General features: G+C 69.1%; 12 protein-coding genes, 1 pseudogene and 2 riboswitches. Of the genes and pseudogenes, 11 read left to right on the top strand and 2 right to left on the bottom strand.

The genetic code is table 11. From position 1 onward, the window contains the following. Positions 1–260: 260 nt before the first annotated feature. A complete protein-coding gene (locus tag BTH_RS28790) occupies positions 261–1,163 on the top strand; it encodes a c-type cytochrome (RefSeq protein WP_011402642.1) in 903 nt (300 codons plus the stop codon). Between the two features lie 280 nt (positions 1,164–1,443). Here the strand turns inward: BTH_RS28790 and BTH_RS28785 are convergent, their stop codons facing one another. Further along, a complete protein-coding gene (locus tag BTH_RS28785; protein ID WP_025369702.1) occupies positions 1,444–3,531 on the bottom strand; it encodes a UvrD-helicase domain-containing protein in 2,088 nt (695 codons plus the stop codon). 312 nt (positions 3,532–3,843) lie between these two features. Between BTH_RS28785 and BTH_RS28780 the strand changes: the two are divergent. The 7 genes and pseudogenes from BTH_RS28780 (at position 3,844) to gcvP (ending at position 12,983) form a co-directional block, all read left to right on the top strand. Further along, positions 3,844–4,639: pseudogene (locus tag BTH_RS28780) on the top strand (hypothetical protein). A 63-nt stretch (positions 4,640–4,702) separates the two neighbouring features. Continuing rightward, complete coding sequence (locus BTH_RS28775; protein WP_009910205.1) at positions 4,703–5,434, top strand: SGNH/GDSL hydrolase family protein; 732 nt, start codon at positions 4,703–4,705, stop codon at positions 5,432–5,434. A 460-nt stretch (positions 5,435–5,894) separates the two neighbouring features. Next, a complete protein-coding gene (locus tag BTH_RS28770) occupies positions 5,895–6,947 on the top strand; it encodes an oxidoreductase (protein WP_011402638.1) in 1,053 nt (350 codons plus the stop codon). A gap of 169 nt (positions 6,948–7,116) precedes the next feature. Next, positions 7,117–7,476, top strand: a complete 360-nt coding sequence (locus tag BTH_RS28765) for a hypothetical protein (protein ID WP_009906661.1) — start codon at positions 7,117–7,119, stop codon at positions 7,474–7,476. A gap of 254 nt (positions 7,477–7,730) precedes the next feature. Then, a riboswitch (glycine riboswitch) is annotated at positions 7,731–7,843 on the top strand. Between the two features lie 32 nt (positions 7,844–7,875). Beyond that, positions 7,876–8,012: riboswitch (glycine riboswitch) on the top strand. 96 nt (positions 8,013–8,108) lie between these two features. Continuing rightward, a complete protein-coding gene (gcvT, locus tag BTH_RS28760; RefSeq protein ID WP_009906659.1) occupies positions 8,109–9,227 on the top strand; it encodes a glycine cleavage system aminomethyltransferase GcvT in 1,119 nt (372 codons plus the stop codon). 93 nt (positions 9,228–9,320) lie between these two features. Then, positions 9,321–9,701 carry a glycine cleavage system protein GcvH gene (gene gcvH / locus BTH_RS28755; protein WP_009906658.1) on the top strand — a complete coding sequence of 127 codons (381 nt, stop codon included), beginning with the start codon at positions 9,321–9,323 and terminating at the stop codon, positions 9,699–9,701. A gap of 354 nt (positions 9,702–10,055) precedes the next feature. Further along, complete coding sequence (gene gcvP / locus BTH_RS28750) at positions 10,056–12,983, top strand: aminomethyl-transferring glycine dehydrogenase (RefSeq protein WP_009910201.1); 2,928 nt, start codon at positions 10,056–10,058, stop codon at positions 12,981–12,983. Here gcvP and BTH_RS35795 read toward each other — a convergent pair. Then, a complete protein-coding gene (locus tag BTH_RS35795; RefSeq protein WP_080511566.1) occupies positions 12,974–13,099 on the bottom strand; it encodes a ubiquinol-cytochrome C reductase in 126 nt (41 codons plus the stop codon). The genes gcvP and BTH_RS35795 overlap by 10 nt on opposite strands. Before the next feature lie 35 nt (positions 13,100–13,134). Here BTH_RS35795 and BTH_RS28745 point away from each other — a divergent pair, with 35 nt between their 5' ends. The 3 genes from BTH_RS28745 to BTH_RS28735 all read left to right on the top strand — a co-directional run bounded on the left by BTH_RS28745 (position 13,135) and on the right by BTH_RS28735 (position 17,511). Beyond that, on the top strand, positions 13,135–14,253 hold the full coding sequence (locus BTH_RS28745) for an alginate lyase family protein (RefSeq protein ID WP_009910200.1): 1,119 nt from the start codon (positions 13,135–13,137) through the stop codon (positions 14,251–14,253). Between the two features lie 33 nt (positions 14,254–14,286). Further along, positions 14,287–15,675: an L-serine ammonia-lyase gene (locus BTH_RS28740; RefSeq protein WP_011402636.1), complete on the top strand. Its 1,389-nt coding sequence runs from the start codon at positions 14,287–14,289 to the stop codon at positions 15,673–15,675. A 132-nt stretch (positions 15,676–15,807) separates the two neighbouring features. Further along, a complete protein-coding gene (locus BTH_RS28735; protein ID WP_009906653.1) occupies positions 15,808–17,511 on the top strand; it encodes a thiamine pyrophosphate-binding protein in 1,704 nt (567 codons plus the stop codon). Positions 17,512–17,522: the final 11 nt, after the last annotated feature.

Here is a 17,522-nt window from a genome sequence, read left to right as displayed (position 1 = left end):
ACCCTAGATAGTCACAACGCGTAGCAAGACCGCAAGGATACCTCGTTTCCGTTGGACCGTCCACCGCGGTCCCGCATCCGCGCATCGCCCCTCCCGCATCGCCCCGCCGCGCACGCCGAGCCCCTCCGACGTGCGGGTAAACACGCGCCGGCCGATCGCTCGCCGCCATGTAAACGTTCCGTCTATAATCGTCCGAGCTTCATCCGCAGCCATTCATTGCCGTACCGCTCAAAATTCCTATTCATGGAGACGAGGCAAGCATGAGCGAAGCACCCCACGGAGCCCCCATCAAAACCCCCGGGCAACTCATCGCAGTTGTCATCGCCTCATTCGTGGTCCCGATCGCGATCATCGTCCTGTTCGCCACCTACGCCAATCATGCGTTCCGCACGGGCGCCGGCACCGACGGTCTGTCCGACGAAGCCGTCGCGAAACGCATCGCCCCCCTCGCCCAGGTCGACATCAAGGACGCGAACGCGCCGCGCGTCTACAAAACGGGCGAGGAAGTCTACAAGGCCGTCTGCGTGACCTGTCACGGCACCGGCGCCGCCGGCGCGCCGAAATTCGGCGACGCCGCCGCATGGGCGCCGCGCATCGCCGCCGGCTATGACGAAGTCCTGCGCATCGCGCTGACCGGCAAGGGCGCGATGCCGCCGCGCGGCGGCACGAACCCCGACGACTATAGCGACTATGAGTTCGCGCGCGCCGTCGTCTACATGGCGAATCAGGGCGGCGCGAAATTCGCCGAGCCTGCCCAGCCCGCCGCGAACGCGGCGTCTGCCTCGGGCGCGGCCGCCGCGTCCGCGCCGGGCGCATCCGATGCAACAGCCGCCAACGCGCAGGCCGCCGCGGCAATGGCCGCGATCGCCGCGCTACCCAAATCCGGCGAAGCGCCCGCTGCCGGCGCGAACGCGGAAAGCTCGGCGTCGGCCGGCAAGGCGCTGTACGAATCGACATGCCAGGCCTGCCACGCCACCGGCGTGCTGAACGCGCCGAAGTTCGGCAACAAGGCCGACTGGGCGCCGCGCCTGAAGGATTCGATGGATGTCGTCTACAACTTCGCGCTGCACGGCAAAGGCGCGATGCCGCCGAAGGGTGGCTCGAGCGCGTCGGATGCCGACGTGAAGGCCGCGGTCGACTACATGGTCAACGCCGCCAAGTAACACGCTCGCCACAACAGCCAACGAAAAACCCCCGCGCTGCACAAGCATCGCCGGGGGTTCTGTTTTGTCGGCGCCGGCAGCCGGAAAGCCGCCGCGCATCGGCCAATTCGTCCGGCGGCGATCCGGTGCTTTCAAGCCTGTCCGGCCGTGTTCCCGTGCCTCGGCCGCCGCGCGACAAAGGATCGAACACAACGGGCCGAAACAACGGGCTGACGCAACGGACCCACCGACGTCGCCCGCCACCGCGCCGCCAGTCAGTCAACTCGTCAGCCAGCCCACCTCACTTCTGCAGCAGCGCCTTCAGGCTCGCGAGCCGATCCTTCGGCGTCATCGGCGCCTCTTCCGGCGTCGGCGGCGGCGCCTCGTCGAGCCCCATCTCGGCGATGAAACGCGACTGTTCGCAGACGATTGTCTCGCGCGCCCGCTTGCGCTTCTTGCACCAGTTCAGATGCAGGCTGCGCTGCGCGCGCGTGATCGCGACGTACATCAGCCGGCGCTCTTCCTCGATCCGCTCGTCGTCGATCGGGCCGTCGTCGCTGCCGCCGCTGTGCGGCATGATCCCTTCCTCGACGCCGACCAAGAACACGTGCGGATACTCGAGCCCCTTCGACGCATGCACGGTCGACAAGCGCACCGCGTCCGGATCTTCTTCCTTGCCTTCGAGCATCGACATCAGCGCGACCGTCTGGATCAGCCCGAGCAGGTTCTTGCCGGTATCGGCGAGGCCGTCCGCGTTGTGGAAGCCTTCCGCCTCGCCGTCCACCGCCTCGTCCGGCTCCGGCTTCGTCCCCTTGCGCTTCAGCCATTCAAGGAATTCGAGCACGTTCTGCCACTTCGTCTGCGCCTGCCGTTCGTCGTAGGCGTCGTACAGGTACGCTTCGTAGTGGATCGCTTCCATCATGTCGTCGAGCACGACGGTCGCGGGCTCCTTGTCCGCGCGGTCGGTCAGGCGCTGGATGAAATCGCAGAAGATCCTCAGCGGCTCGATCTGCCGCGCGGACAGCCGCGCCTCGATCCCGCCCATGTAGACCGCCTCGAACAGCGACACCTTCGCCTGCCCGGCGAACGCGCCGAGCGCCTCGAGCGTCGTGTTGCCGATCCCGCGGCGCGGCGTCGTGACCGCGCGGATGAACGCCGGATCGTCGTCGGCGTTCGCGATCAGGCGCAGGTACGCGCACAGATCCTTGATCTCGGCCTTGTCGAAGAACGACTGGCCGCCCGACAGCACGTATGGAATCCGCTCGCGCCGCAGCACTTGCTCGAAGATGCGCGCCTGGAAGTTGCCGCGGTACAGGATCGCGTAGTCGCGAAACTGGGTGCGCCGCTCGAATTTGTGCGCCGACAGGCGGAACACGACGGATTCGGCCTCGTGCTCTTCGTCGTTGCACGGCGTGACGGTGATCGAATCGCCCATCCCGTGCTCGGACCACAGCTTCTTCTCGAACAGCTTCGGGTTGTTCGCGATCACGTTGTTCGCCGCCGTCAGAATGCGCACCGTCGAGCGATAGTTCTGCTCGAGCTTGATCACGTGCAGCTTCGGAAAATCCTTGCCGAGTTGCGCGAGATTCTCGAGCGTAGCTCCACGCCAGCCGTAGATCGCCTGATCGTCGTCGCCCACCGCCGTGAACGCCGCTCGCGGCCCCGCGAGCAGCTTGAGCAGTTCGTACTGGCACGCGTTGGTGTCCTGGTATTCGTCGATCAGCAGGTAGCGCAGCCGGTTCTGCCAACGGTCGCGCACCGGCTCGTTCTTCGCGAACAGCTCGGTCGGCAGGCGGATCAGATCGTCGAAGTCGACCGCCTGGTACGCGTGCAGCGTCGCGACGTAGTTCCGGTAGACGAGCGCCGCCTGGTGCTCGTCCTCGTTCGCCGCGATCGTCATCGCCTCCTCGGGCGTGACGAGGCCGTTCTTCCACAGCGAGATGATCGTCTGGATCTTGCGGATCAGGCCCTTGTCGGTCGTGCCGATCTGCTCTTGGATCATCCCGAAGCAGTCGTCCGAATCCATGATCGAGAACTGCGGCTTCAGGCCGACGTGCTCGGCCTCCTGTCTCAGGATCTGCACGCCGAGCGAATGGAACGTGCAGACGGTGAGCTGATTGACGGGCACCTTGCGGCCTTCCTTGCCGGGCGTCGTGAGCGTCTTGCCCTCGAGAAGCTTGCCGACGCGCTCGCGCATTTCGGCGGCCGCCTTGTTCGTGAACGTGACGGCGGCGATGTGGCGCGGCTCGAAGCCTTTTGCTTCGATCAGGTGCGCGATCTTCTGCGTGATGACGCGGGTCTTGCCGCTGCCCGCGCCGGCGAGCACGAGGCAGGGACCGTCGAGATAGCGCACCGCTTCGCTTTGAGCGGGATTCAGGCCTGCGGACATGATTGCGGATGGTGTTGCGGTTGACGGCGGCGAAGCCGGAAGGCGCCGCGAGCGAAGCGCGGCCGGCGCGCGCAAGGCGGCGCCGGCCGCGGCAAATGGCTCGCGGGACGCGCATGTTAACACGGCGGCGGCCGGCGATTCTTTCGCGTATGTGAAACGACGGCCGCGTCGGCCATTCGGCCGATGCGCGCCGGGCGCTCGTGCGGCAGGGGCGTCTGCCGGCGACGTGACGCACGCATGCGGCATGGCCGCTGCGCGTCTTCGCGTCGCGAGGCGTTCTGATAGCATCGCCTTTTTACCGGACGTCCCGCGATGCTCGCGCTGAAGCTCACGCTGGTCCCGCTGTTCCTGCTGCTTGTGTCGATGTCGGGCAGATGGTGGGGGCCATCGATCGCGGGCTGGCTCGCCGGGCTGCCGGTCGTCGCCGGTCCGATTCTCCTGCTCGTCGCCGTCGAGCATGGCCCCGCCTTCGGCGCGCAAGCGGCGCTGCTGTCGCTGTCCGCAATCGCCGCGTCCGAGGCGTTCAACTTCGCGTATGCGTGGACCTGCCGCCAACGCCGGTGGCCCGCTCGCGCTCGCGGCCGGCCTCGCCGCCTGGGCCGCCGCCGCGAGCGTGCTCGTGAGGCTGCCCGCAACGCCGCTTGCCGCGATGGCCGTCGCACTCGTGGCGATATGCGTCGGTCAGTCCTGCCTGCCGCGCGGCGCAGCGGTCGCGCCGCGCGCGCCGTTGTCGCGCGCCGATCTGGCCGGCCGGCTCGTCGCGGGCGCGGCGCTTGCGCTTGCCGTCACGTCGCTGTCCGGCGCGCTCGGCGCCGCCTGGAGCGGCATCCTCGCCGTGTTCCCGCTCCTCGGCAGCGTGCTGTCGGTATCGTCGCACCGCGCGCACGGGCCGGACTTCGTCATCCATCTGCTGCGCGCGATGGTGCTCGGCCGCTTCTCGTTCGCCGCATTCTGCCTGTGTGTCGCACTCGCGCTGCCGCATCAGCCGGCAATTCCGGCGTTCGTCGAAGCCGCCGCGCTGTCGATCGTCGTGCAAGGCATGACGAGGCGCTTCGCGGCGCGAAGCGCGAGGCCGCCCGCGCTCACGCGTGCGGCGGCGCCCGACTGACGATCGCGCGCCGCTATCATGAGCGCACGCGCTCGCCCCCGCGCCCATCACCACGGAACGCCTATGGGATACCACTTCGCCACCGCCGCGCTCGGCCCGCTGCTGCTCGCGCAGGGTCGCCACGTCAGGCGGGTGACGCCGCGCCTCGCCGAAGCCGACGGGCCGCGCAGCGGCGTCGACGGCGCCGGGCCACCGCTGCGTCTGCTCGTGCTCGGCGATTCGGCGGCGGCGGGCGTCGGTGTTCCCACGCAGTCCGACGCGCTCGCCGGGCAACTCGTGCGCGCGCTCGCGCCGTTCCATCGCGTCGAGTGGCGGCTGCTCGCGCGCACCGGCGCGACGACGCGGGATCTGCTCGACTGGCTCGATGCCGAGCCCGCCGCGCGCTTCGACGCGGTCGTCACGTCGCTCGGCGTCAACGACGTGACGGACGGCGTGCCGCCCTCGCGCTGGCGCGACGCGCAGGCGGCGCTCGTCGAGCGGCTGACGACGCGCTTCGGCGCGGCGCACGTGATCCTGACCGCTGTGCCGCCGATGCATCGTTTGCCGGCGCTGCCGCAGCCGCTCAGGTGGTATCTCGGGCTGCGCGCGCGGCGCCTGAACGCCGTGCTTTCGCACTGGGCCGCCGCGCAACCCGCTTGCGAGTTCCTGCGGATCGACATGCCGCTCACGCGCGATGCGATGGCGTCGGACGGCTTTCATCCGGGCCTGCGGGCCTGTGCGGCGTGGGCCGAGCAGGCCGCCGCCGCGATCAGGCGGCGGGCGGGGGCGACGCAGTGGCGGGCGACGGCCGGCTGACGCGCCACGACGTCCGCGTTCCTGCCTCCGGCTCATGCATCGACGATTCGTCGACGATCGCAGCCGTTCGATGGAATACGGATGCGCGCGCTTCATTTCCGAATGGCCGCGCCTTCGCGAGCCGGCGAAGCCGGCGCCGGGCGGCCGCGCCGCGTTCCCGTGGCCGCCCGAATGAATCGGCGATGTCCGGTAGGCCGCCGCGCCCGCGGCATCGGACGACGGCCTCGAAAGAGGCGTCGAACGAGATCGCCCCCTACCGTGGTGGCGCCGTCAGCCGCCTGCCCGCCCGCCGTCCGGCCGCGTCGCGCGCGGCGGACGTTCGGCTTTCGCACGCCTTGTCCGTTCGGCCAACGTCGCCGGCAAGCCGTTCCGCCCCGATTCGTCATGCCACAATAGACATTCGTCGCCGCGCGGCGTCCGAGCCGCAGCGCCCCCGTTTCGCAAGCAGACAGGATCGTTCATGTCGTCAACGCTCAAGATTGGTTTGATGGGTTTCGGTTTTGCAGGCGCGACGTTCCACGCGCCCGTCATCGCGCACAGCGGCCGCACGCAGCTTGCCGCGATCGCGACCGGCCAGCCGGACCGCGCGGCCGCCGCGTATCCGGAGGCCGTCGTCGTGCCGGATCTCGACGCGCTCGTCGCGCGCGAGGATGTCGAGTGCGTTGTGATCGCGACGCCGAACGACACGCATGCCGAGTTGGCGAAACGGGCGCTCGACGCGGGCAAGCACGTAGTCGTCGACAAGCCCGTCACGCTGTCGGCCGCGGATGCGCTTGTGCTCGCGCGTCTCGCCACCGCACGCGGCCTCGTGTTCGCGCCGTTCCACAACCGCCGTTGGGACGGCGATTTCCTGACCGTGCGTCAGCTCGTCGAAAGCGGCGAACTCGGCCGCATCACCTATTTCGAATCGCACTTCGACCGCTTCCGCCCGCATGTGCGCGCGCGCTGGCGCGAGGAAGCGGCGCGCGGCGGCGGGCTGCTGTTCGACCTCGGCCCGCACCTGATCGATCAGGCGCTCGCGCTGTTCGGCGCGCCGGACGCGGTGAGCGCGACGATCAAGACCCGCCGCGACGACGGCGATGCGCCCGACTTCGTCCACCTGCAGCTCGGCTATCCGGACAAGGACGTCGTGCTGCACGCAAGCGCGCTCGCGGCCATCGAGCCCGCACGCTTCACCGTGCTCGGCACGCAGGCCGGTTATCAGAAGCACGGGCTCGACACGCAGGAAGATCAACTGAAGGCGGGCCTCACGCCGGACGACGTCGAGTTCGGCGGCGGCAACCCGCCGGGCGTGCTGCGCGGACTCGACGGCGACCTCGAGGTCGAGCGGCCCGTGCCGACGCTCGACGGCCAGTACGCGGAGTTCTATCGCGCGCTCGCCGCGTCGATTCATGACGGCGCGCCGTTCCCCGTCGCGCCGCAGGATGCCGTCGACGTGATGACGATCATCGAGCTCGCGATGCGCAGCGAACGCGAAGGCCGGCGCGTGCCGTTCTTGCGCGAAGCGGTCTGAGCAGGCGGCGCGCGGCCGGCGCGATCGTGCCCTTCGCGTCCGGCCCGGCTTTGCTCGCCGACAAGCGCCAACAAACGGTTACAAACAATTCGGGAACGAACGTCATCTCGACGCCGGTCTGAGCCGTTCGTCCAATTGCCTGTTCGGCATCGACAATCAGGAGAATGCAATGCAACGGTTGATCCGCGCGGCGGCATGCTGCGTCCTCGTCTCGTCGCTCGCGGCATGTGTGGTCACGCCGCCGCGCCCGGCGCCCGCGCCCGCGCCTCGCCCCAGTCCGCAAGTGGTCGGCTACGAGCGGATGCAGCAGATCCAGAGCCGCATCGATAACCTGAGCCACCGCATCGACGCGCGCGTGAACGCAGGCTACTATCCGCCGCCGCAAGGCGCCGCGCTGCATCGCCGGCTCGACGTGATCCGCCGGGAATCGACCGACATGGCGGCCCAGCACGGCGGCGGCCTGTCCGGCGACGAGCAGCGCGTACTCAATCAGGAGCTCGACGTGGCCGCACGCGCGATCGGCGAGTGAGCGCGCGGCGGCCCCACGAACTTCCGGGGCCGCCCGGCCGACGATGCCTCGGCGCGCGGCTTCGGCGCCTTTTTCGCGCAAGCCGCGCGCGCCGACGAAACGCTTCACGATTCCGACCCCGGCACGCTCACCGCTCACCGCTCACCGAATCATCCGCAGCCCGCGCCGCCAACGCCCGGCGTCCGCCGCCGCTTGTCTTCAAGCGACAGCGATTTGCCCAAATTGACAACCCATCCGCGCTCGCGTACATTCGCCCGCACGCGTCGGGAGAGCGTGCGGCCGCCATTCGTTGTCGATCGAAAGGCAAGCCGCGCCGCCGAAGGGGCACACCCGCAAACTCTCAGGCAAAAGGACCGACCGCGTCGAAGAATCCGTCTGACGACATGCGTCGGGCGACGTTTTTCGCACTCTGGAGAGCGGCAGTAGCCGCGTGCGCGCAACGCGACGCACGGGCAGGCTGCCCACCGAAGGGGCGCGCGCGAGCCGGATCGAATCCGCCGCGCAATCTCTCAGGTATCGAGGACAGAGGGGCATGCACGCATCGCAGGCGGCTTCACGCGCCGGCGGTTCGCCGAGTTGCCGTTTTGTTTTCGCGCCCGGGCCAAGTCCCGGCCGCCTTGCCTGGGACCCCGATGACCGTTCTCAAAATCACCCCGCTTCACGCCGCGCATCGCGCCCTCAACGCCCGCATGGTCGATTTCGGCGGCTGGGACATGCCCGTCAACTACGGCTCGCAGATCGAAGAGCACCAGGCGGTGCGTACCGATGCCGGCATGTTCGACGTGTCGCACATGTGTGTCGTCGATTTCACGGGCCCGCGCGTGCGTGCGTTCTTCGAGCACGCGCTCGCGAACAACGTCGCGAAGCTGCAAACGCCCGGCAAGGCGCTCTATTCGTGCCTGCTGAACCCGCAAGGCGGCGTCATCGACGATCTGATCGTCTACTACTTCACCGAGGATTTCTTCCGCGTCGTCGTCAACGCCGGCACGGCCGACAAGGACGTCGCGTGGTTCAGCCAGCTCAACGAGCAAGGCGGCTTCGGCCTCACGATCGCGCCGCGCCGCGACTTCGCGATCGTCGCCGTCCAGGGGCCGAACGCGCGCGCGAAGGTGTGGGACACCGTGCCCGCCGCGCGCGCCGCGACGAGCGAGCTCAAGCCCTTCAACGCCGCGCAGGTCGCAGGCACGCCGTTCGGCGACCTCACCGTCGCGCGCACCGGCTACACGGGCGAGGACGGCTTCGAGATCATCGTCCCGGCGATGCACGTCGAAGCGCTGTGGAACGCGCTCGCCGAACGCGGCGTGCGCCCGTGCGGGCTCGGCGCACGCGACACGCTGCGCCTCGAGGCCGGCATGAATCTCTACGGCCAGGACATGGACGAAACGGTATCGCCGCTCGACGCCGGTCTCGCGTGGACGGTCGATCTCGCCGCGCCGCGCGCGTTCGTCGGCCGCGACGCGCTCGAAGCGAACGGCTCGCGCGCGGCATTCGTCGGCCTCATCCTGCAGAAGGAGAACGGCCGCGCGGGTGGCGTGCTGCGCGCGCACCAGAAGGTCGTGACGCCGCACGGCGACGGCGAGATCACGAGCGGCACGTTCTCGCCGACGATGCAGGAATCGATCGCGTTCGCACGCGTGCCGAAGGGCGTCGCCATCGGCGACACGGTGCACGTGCAGATCCGCGACAAGAATCTTCCCGCGCGCGTGGTAAAACTGCCGTTCGTGCGCAACGGCAAGGTCCTCGCTGCGTAACGGGCCGGGCGGCGCGCCGCCCGGCGATACCGCACCCGGCGCGCCCATTGCGCGCCAGAAAGAATCACACCCTTTTCCATTCAGGAGCATTCGATGAGCAACGTCCCGGCCGAACTGAAATACACCGACGAACACGAGTGGATTCGCACCGAAGCCGACGGCACGCTGACGATCGGCATCACCGACCACGCGCAAACCACGCTCGGCGACATCGTCTTCCTCGAGTTGCCGAAAGTCGGCTCGCAGGTGAAGGCGGGCGACGCCGTCGGCGTCGTCGAATCGGTGAAAGCCGCGTCGGACATCTACTCGCCCGTGACCGGCGAAGTGATCGCGATCAACACGGATGTGGCCGACGCGCCGGAAGAGGTGAACGGCGACGCGTACGGCGCATGGCTCTTCAAGATCAAGCTGGCGGCCGGCGCATCGACCGACAGCCTGCTCGACGCCGCCGCCTACGAGAAGCTGGTCGGCTGACCCCGCACCTTACTCGTCACGCGGTGCGCGGCCCGGCGGCAAGGGCCGCGCACCGCGCGAGACTGGGGTAGGTGCGGCAACGCCGGCCCTGGTCGATTGCGAAGTATCGGACTATGGGCAGGCGCTGAGGTACCGACTTCGGTCGACCGCAAAGCATGGGACCAGAGCAAGCGCTGAAGCACCCACTCTGGTCGACCGCAAAGCATCGGACCAGAGCAAGCGCTAAAGCGCTAACTCCGGTCGACCGCAAAGCATGGGACCAGAGCAAGCGCTGAAGCCCCCACTCCGGTCGACCGCAAAGCATGGGACCAGAGTAAGCGCTAAAGCGCTAACTCTGGTCGACACAGGACCACCATGAAGCTCGAACACCCGGACCGCCTGATGAAACGCACGCCCCTCTCGCTCGCCGCGCTCGAAACGCACGACGCGTTCGCCGAACGCCATATCGGCCCCGATGCCGCCAGCCAGCAGGCCATGCTCGACACGCTCGGCTTCGCGACGCGCGCCGCACTGATCGACGCCGTGATCCCCGCGTCGATCCGCCGCGCCGAAACGCTGCCGCTCGGCCCGTTCGCGCAACCGTTGAGCGAGGCGGAAGCGCTCGCCGCGCTGCGCGAACTCGCGGACAAGAACCAGGTGTTCCGCTCGTATATCGGCCAGGGCTACTACGACACCCACACCCCGGCGGTGATCCTGCGCAACGTGCTCGAAAACCCGGCGTGGTACACCGCGTACACGCCGTACCAGCCCGAAATCTCGCAAGGCCGCCTCGAGGCGCTGCTGAACTTCCAGCAGATGGTCGCCGACCTGACGGGCCTCGAGATCTCGAACGCGTCGCTGCTCGACGAAGCCACGGCCGCAGCCGAAGCGATGACGCTGCTGCAACGCGTCGGCAAGCCGCAGTCGAACGTGTTCTATGTCGCCGACGACGTGCTGCCGCAAACGCTCGAAGTAATCAAGACGCGCGCGAAACCGATCGGCATCGAAGTGAAGTCGGGCCCGGCCGCCGACGCCGCGGCCGCGAACGCGTTCGGCGTGCTGCTGCAATATCCGGGCGTGAACGGCGACGTGCGCGACTACCGCGCACTCGCCGACGCAATCCACGCGGCGGGCGGCCATGTCGTCGTCGCGGCCGACATCCTCGCGCTCACCGTGCTCACGCCGCCCGGCGAATGGGGCGCGGACGTCGCGGTCGGCAACACGCAGCGCTTCGGCGTGCCGATGGGCTTCGGCGGCCCGCACGCCGCCTACATGGCGGTGCGCGACGAATTCAAGCGGCAGATGCCGGGCCGCCTCGTGGGCGTGACCGTCGACGCGCAGGGCAAGCCCGCGCTGCGCCTCGCGCTGCAAACGCGCGAGCAGCACATCCGCCGCGAAAAGGCGACGTCGAACGTCTGCACCGCGCAGGCGCTCCTCGCGATCATGGCAAGCATGTACGCGGTCTACCACGGCCCGCGCGGCCTGAAGACGATCGCGCTGCGCGTGAACCGCATCGCGGCGCTCGTCGCCGCCGGCGTGAAGCAACTCGGCTTCGCGACCGTCAACGACACGTTCTTCGACACGCTGACGATCGACACCGGCGCGCGCACCGCACAGATTCATGCGCTCGCGAATGCGAAGCGCATCAACCTGCGCCGTGTGAGCGACACGCGGGTCGGCATCTCTGTCGACGAGACGACGACCCGCGGCGATCTCGCCGAGCTGCTCGGAGTTTTCGCGCAAGCCGCGGGCGGCACCGCGCCCGACGTCGATGCGCTCGACGCAGGCCTCGCCGACACGGCGGCGCTGCCGGCCGGCCTCCAGCGCACGAGCGCGTACCTCACGCACCACGTGTTCAACCGCCACCATTCGGAAACGGAAATGCTGCGCTACCTGCGCAGCCTATCTGACAAGGATCTCGCGCTCGACCGCTCGATGATTCCGCTCGGCTCGTGCACGATGAAGCTGAACGCGACCTCCGAGATGCTGCCCGTCACGTGGCCCGAATTCGGCCGCATCCACCCGTTCGCGCCCGCCGAGCAGACCGTCGGCTACCGCGAGATGATCGACCAGCTCGAGCAGATGCTCGTCGCGGCAACGGGCTACGCGGCCGTGTCGCTGCAGCCGAACGCCGGCTCGCAGGGCGAGTACGCGGGCCTGCTCATCATCCACGCGTATCACGAGTCGCGCGGCGAGAGCCACCGCAACGTCTGTCTGATCCCGGCGTCCGCTCACGGCACGAACCCGGCGTCCGCGCACATGGCCGGCATGAAGGTCGTGGTCGTCGCGTGCGACGCGCAGGGCAACGTCGACATCGACGATCTGAAGGCGAAGGCCGAGCAACACGCGAACGACCTCGCGGCGATCATGATCACGTACCCGTCGACGCACGGCGTGTTCGAGCAGAACGTCCGCGAGATCTGCGAGATCGTGCACGCGCACGGCGGCCAGGTGTACGTCGACGGCGCCAACATGAACGCGATGGTCGGCCTGACCGCGCCGGGCCAGTTCGGCGGCGACGTGTCGCACCTGAACCTGCACAAGACCTTCTGCATCCCGCACGGCGGCGGCGGCCCGGGCGTCGGCCCGGTCGCGGTCGGCGCGCACCTCGCGAAGTTCCTGCCGAACCAGCGGTCGACCGGCTACGCGCGCGCGGAAGACGGCATCGGCGCGGTGTCGGCGGCGCCTTACGGCTCGGCGTCGATCCTGCCGATCTCGTGGATGTACATCGCGATGATGGGCGCGAAGAACCTGACCGCCGCGACGGAAACCGCGATCCTCAACGCGAACTACATCGCGAAGCGCCTCGCGCCGCACTATCCGGTGCTGTATTCGGGCCCGGGCGGGCTCGTCGCGCACGAGTGCATTCTCGATCTGCGCCCGATCAAGGATTCGAGCGGCATCACCGTCGACGACGTCGCCAAGCGCTTGATGGACTATGGCTTCCACGCGCCGACGATGAGCTTCCCGGTGCCGGGCACGCTGATGGTCGAGCCGACCGAGTCGGAATCGCAGGAGGAACTGGACCGCTTCGTCGCCGCGATGATCGCGATCCGCGACGAGATCCGCGCGGTCGAGGAAGGCCGCGCCGACCGCGAGGACAACCCGCTGCGTCACGCGCCGCACACGGCAGCCGTCGTCACCGCGAACGAATGGCCGCACGCGTACTCGCGCGAGCAGGCCGCGTACCCGGTCGCATCGCTCGTCGCGAACAAGTACTGGCCGCCCGTCGGCCGCGCGGACAACGCATATGGCGACCGCAATCTGTTCTGCTCCTGCGTGCCGGTATCGGATTACGCGTGACGCGCCGGCGCGGCCCGCGCGCCGCGCCGCCCCTCTTTCATCGACGACGCGCCGTCCGCAATACGTTGTTGCGGACGGCGCGCGCGTTCGCATTCGCCCGCAAGTCCGGCTAACATCTCACACCGCGATCCAGCCAACAAAGGAGTTCTGCATGGTGCGTCAGACGTTTCCGGGCCGCGCGCAGGCGATGCGGCGGCGCTTGAGCGCGCTCGCGCCGGCGCTCGTCGCCACCGCCGCGCTGACGGCGGCCGGCCCCGCGCGGGCGGCGATGAATTTCTGCGCCGCTCCCGCGCTGCAGAGCAGCGAGGCGACGCATGCCGAACCGGGCGTGCAGGCGCTCATCAAAAGCGTCGACGCGCATCTGACCGACGAGCCGAAGGCGCTGCCGCGCGTGCATACCGAGGGCACGCTGCCGCACGAGGGCATTTACGACCAGAGCGCCGAGGCGCTCAACGACATGGAACTGATGCGCAACGCGGCGCTCGCGTGGCGCGTGACGAACCAGAGCCGCTATCTGGCGCTCGTCGACCGCTTTCTGTCGACTTGGGTGAGCACTTACCGTCCGAGCTTCAACCCGATCGACGAAACGCGCTTCGAGAGCCTGATCCTCGCGTACGACATGACGGCGAGCGCGCTGCCCGTGAAGACGCGCAACGCGACGGCCGCGTTCATCGCGGCGCTCGGCAACGGCTACGTGCAGCAGATCGACGCGCAAAAGCGCCCGCTCAAGGGCACATGGCGCAACAACTGGCAAAGCCACCGGATCAAGCTGATCGCGCTCGCCGCGTTCACGCTCGGCGACCGCAAGATGATGAACGCCGCGCAGCGGCTCTTCGTCGAGCATCTCGCCGACAACATCGAGCCGGACGGCACGACGTACGATTTTCTCGAGCGCGACGCGCTGCACTACGCGGTCTACGATCTGCAGCCGCTCGTCACGGCCGCGCTCGCCGCGCGGCGCTTCAACCGCAACTGGCTGCGCGAGCGCGCGCCGAACGGCGCGACGCTCGCCGCCGCGCTCGACTGGCTCGCGCCGTACGCGCGCGGCGAGAAGACGCACGAGGAATTCGTCCACTCGCCCGTGCCGTTCGACGCGAAGCGCCGCGAGGCAGGCCTGCCCGGCTATTCCGGCATGTGGGAGCCGAAGAACGCGACCGAGCTGTTCCACCTCGCCGCGCGCCTGGACGGCCGCTACACGGGCATCGCCCAACAACTGTCGCCGACGCCGCCGGCTTGGCTGGCCGCGTGCCTGCCGCTGCCGGCGCGGTGATCCCCCAATACATCCCGTCACTCAGGAAACGAAATGGCAGTCAGCGTGTTCGATCTTTTCAAAATCGGTATCGGCCCGTCGAGCTCGCACACGGTCGGGCCGATGCGCGCCGCACTGATGTTCGCGCAAGGGCTCGAGCGCGACGCGCTGCTCGCCGCGACCGCGAGCGTGAAGGTCGAGCTGTACGGCTCGCTCGGCGCGACCGGCAAGGGCCACGGCACGGACCGCGGCGTGATGCTCGGCCTGATGGGCGACGCGCCCGACACCGTCGATCCGTCGACGATCGCCGCGCGGCTCGATGCGGTGCGCGACTCGAGAACGCTCGCGCTGCTCGGCACGCACCCGGTGCCGTTCGTGCCGAAGGAGCACATCGCGTTCTACCGGCAGGCGCTGCCCGAGCATCCGAACGCGATGAAGCTGCGCGCGACCGACGCGACGGGCGCGATGCTGCGCGAGGCGACGTATCTGTCGGTGGGCGGCGGCTTCGTCGTCACCGCGGGCGCGCCGAACACGAAGGTGCTCGCCGCCGTCGAGCAAATGCCGCATCCGTTCCGCACGGGCGCCGAGCTGCTCGCGCTCACCACATCGACCGGCAAGTCGATCGCGCAGCTGATGTGGGACAACGAGCGCGCGTGGCACACCGAGGCGGAAACGCGCACGGGCCTGCTGAAGATCTGGGACGTGATGCAATCGTGCGTCGCGCGCGGCTGCGGGATCGGCAACCCCGACGCGGACGGCACCCTGCCCGGGCCGTTCCAGGTCAAGCGCCGCGCGCCGCAGCTCTATCGCGCGCTGACGGGCAATCCGGAACGCGCGCTGCAAGACCCGCTGTCGATGGTCGACTGGATCAACCTGTATGCGATCGCCGTCAACGAGGAAAACGCGGCGGGCGGGCGCGTCGTCACCGCGCCGACCAACGGCGCGGCGGGCATCATCCCGGCCGTGCTCCATTACTACACGCGCTTCACGCCGGGCGCGAACGAGCAAGGCGTGATCGACTTCCTGATGACCGCGGCGGCGATCGGCATCCTGTACAAGCTCAACGCGTCGATCTCGGGCGCAGAAGTCGGCTGCCAGGGCGAAGTCGGCGTCGCGTGCTCGATGGCGGCGGGCGCGCTCGCGGCGGTGCTCGGCGGCACGCCGCAGCAGGTCGAGAACGCGGCCGAGATCGGGATGGAACACAACCTCGGCCTCACCTGCGATCCGGTCGGCGGGATGGTGCAGATTCCGTGCATCGAGCGCAACGCGATGGCGTCGGTGAAGGCCGTCAACGCCGCGCGGATGGCGCTGCGCGGCGACGGCAGCCACTACGTGTCGCTCGACTCCGTGATCAAGACGATGCGCGAAACCGGCGCGGACATGAAGACGAAGTACAAGGAAACCTCGCGCGGCGGGCTGGCGGTGAATATCGTCGAGTGCTGACGCGCGGGCGCGCCGCGCATCGCGTCGGCGCGGCGCGCGAACATCGCTGCCCTGCAGCACGCGGGCGCGCCTTCCGTCGCCCCTTCAACCGGCGTAAGCTGTACGTCCCGCCACGAAGGGAGCCCGTCTTATATGTCGATTTCCCCGGACCGCGAGCAGCGCGCCACCACCGGCGCACGGCTGCTCGTCGACGCCCTGCTCGCGAATCGCGTCGAGCGCGTGTTCTGTGTTCCCGGCGAGAGCTTTCTCGCCGTCCTCGATTCCCTCGCCGACGAAACCGAGCGCATCCAGACCGTCGTCTGCCGGCACGAAGCCGCCGCCGCGAACATGGCGGAAGCCGTCGGCAAGCTGACCGGCCGGCCCGGCATCGCGTTCGTCACGCGCGGCCCCGGCGCGACGCACGCGTCGATCGGCGTGCACACCGCCTTCCAGGATTCGACGCCGATGATCCTCTTCATCGGCCAGTGCGCGCGCGAGCATCTCGATCGCGAGGCGTTCCAGGAAATCGACTATCGGCGCATGTTCGGCCAGCTCGCGAAGTGGGTTGCGCAGATCGACGATCCGCGCCGCATTCCCGAATACCTGAGCCACGCGTTTCACGTCGCGATGTCGGGCCGGCCCGGCCCCGTCGTGCTCGCGCTGCCCGAGGACGTGCTGTCCGAGCCGTGCGCCGCGCAACCCGTCGCCCCCGCGGCGAAACGCATCGCCGCCGCGCCGTCGGCCGCGCAGATGAACGAGCTGCGCGAGCGGCTTTCGCGCGCTCGGCGGCCGCTCGTGATCGCGGGCGGCAGCGGCTGGACGCCCGACGCGTGCGCGGATCTGCGCACGTTCGTCGAACGCTGGCAATTGCCGATCGCGTGCGCGTTCCGCTATCAGGACACGTTCGACAACGAGCATCCGCAGTACGCGGGCGACGTCGGCCTCGGCGTGAATCCCGAGCTCGCGCGCCGCATCCGCGATGCGGACCTGCTGTTCGCACTCGGCCCGCGCCTCGGCGAAGCGACGACGGGCGGCTACACGCTGATCGACATTCCGAAGCCGAAGCAGGTGCTCGTCCACGTGCATCAGGGCGCGGACGAGCTGGGACGCGTCTATGCGGCCGATCTGCCGATCGCCTCCGGCATGCCCGAGATCGCCGCGCAACTCGCCGCGCTCGAGCCGCCGGCATCGCCCGCGTGGGCGGGCAGCGCCGCCGACGCGCATCGCGCGTATCTCGACTGGCGCGCGCCGCGGCCGATGCCGGGCGACGTGCAGCTCGGCGACGTGATGCGGCAATTGCGCGAACGCCTGCCGCACGACGCGATCGTGACGAACGGCGCCGGCAACTACGCCGCATGGCTGCACCGCCACTTCGCATACCGCCACTTCCGCTCGCAGCTCGCGCCGACAAGCGGCGCAATGGGTTACGGCGTGCCGGCCGCGCTCGCGGCGAAGTCGCTGTATCCGCAACGCACGGTCGTCGCGCTCGCGGGCGACGGCTGCTTCATGATGGCCGGCAACGAGCTCGCGACCGCGATCCAGTACGGGCTCGCGATCATCGTGCTCGTCGTGAACAACGGTCATTTCGGCACGATCCGCATGCATCAGGAGCGCAACTATCCGGCGCGCGTGCACGGCACCGGGCTCACGAACCCGGATTTCGCCGCGTATGCGCGCGCGTTCGGGGCACACGGCGAGACGGTCGAGCGCACGGCCGATTTCCTGCCCGCGCTCGAACGCGCGCTCGCAAGCGGTGCGCCCGCGCTGATCGAGATCCGCGTGCCGCAGGACGCGTGCACGCCCGCCGCGACGCTCGAGCAGGTGCGCGAGCAGGGGTTGCGCGCGCGTCGCGCGTGAGTGGCCGCGCG

The organism is Burkholderia thailandensis E264, assembly GCF_000012365.1.
Classification (GTDB): domain Bacteria; phylum Pseudomonadota; class Gammaproteobacteria; order Burkholderiales; family Burkholderiaceae; genus Burkholderia; species Burkholderia thailandensis.
Note: the sequence above shows the minus strand (reverse complement) of the source record. Positions and strands in the feature narration are given on the sequence as shown.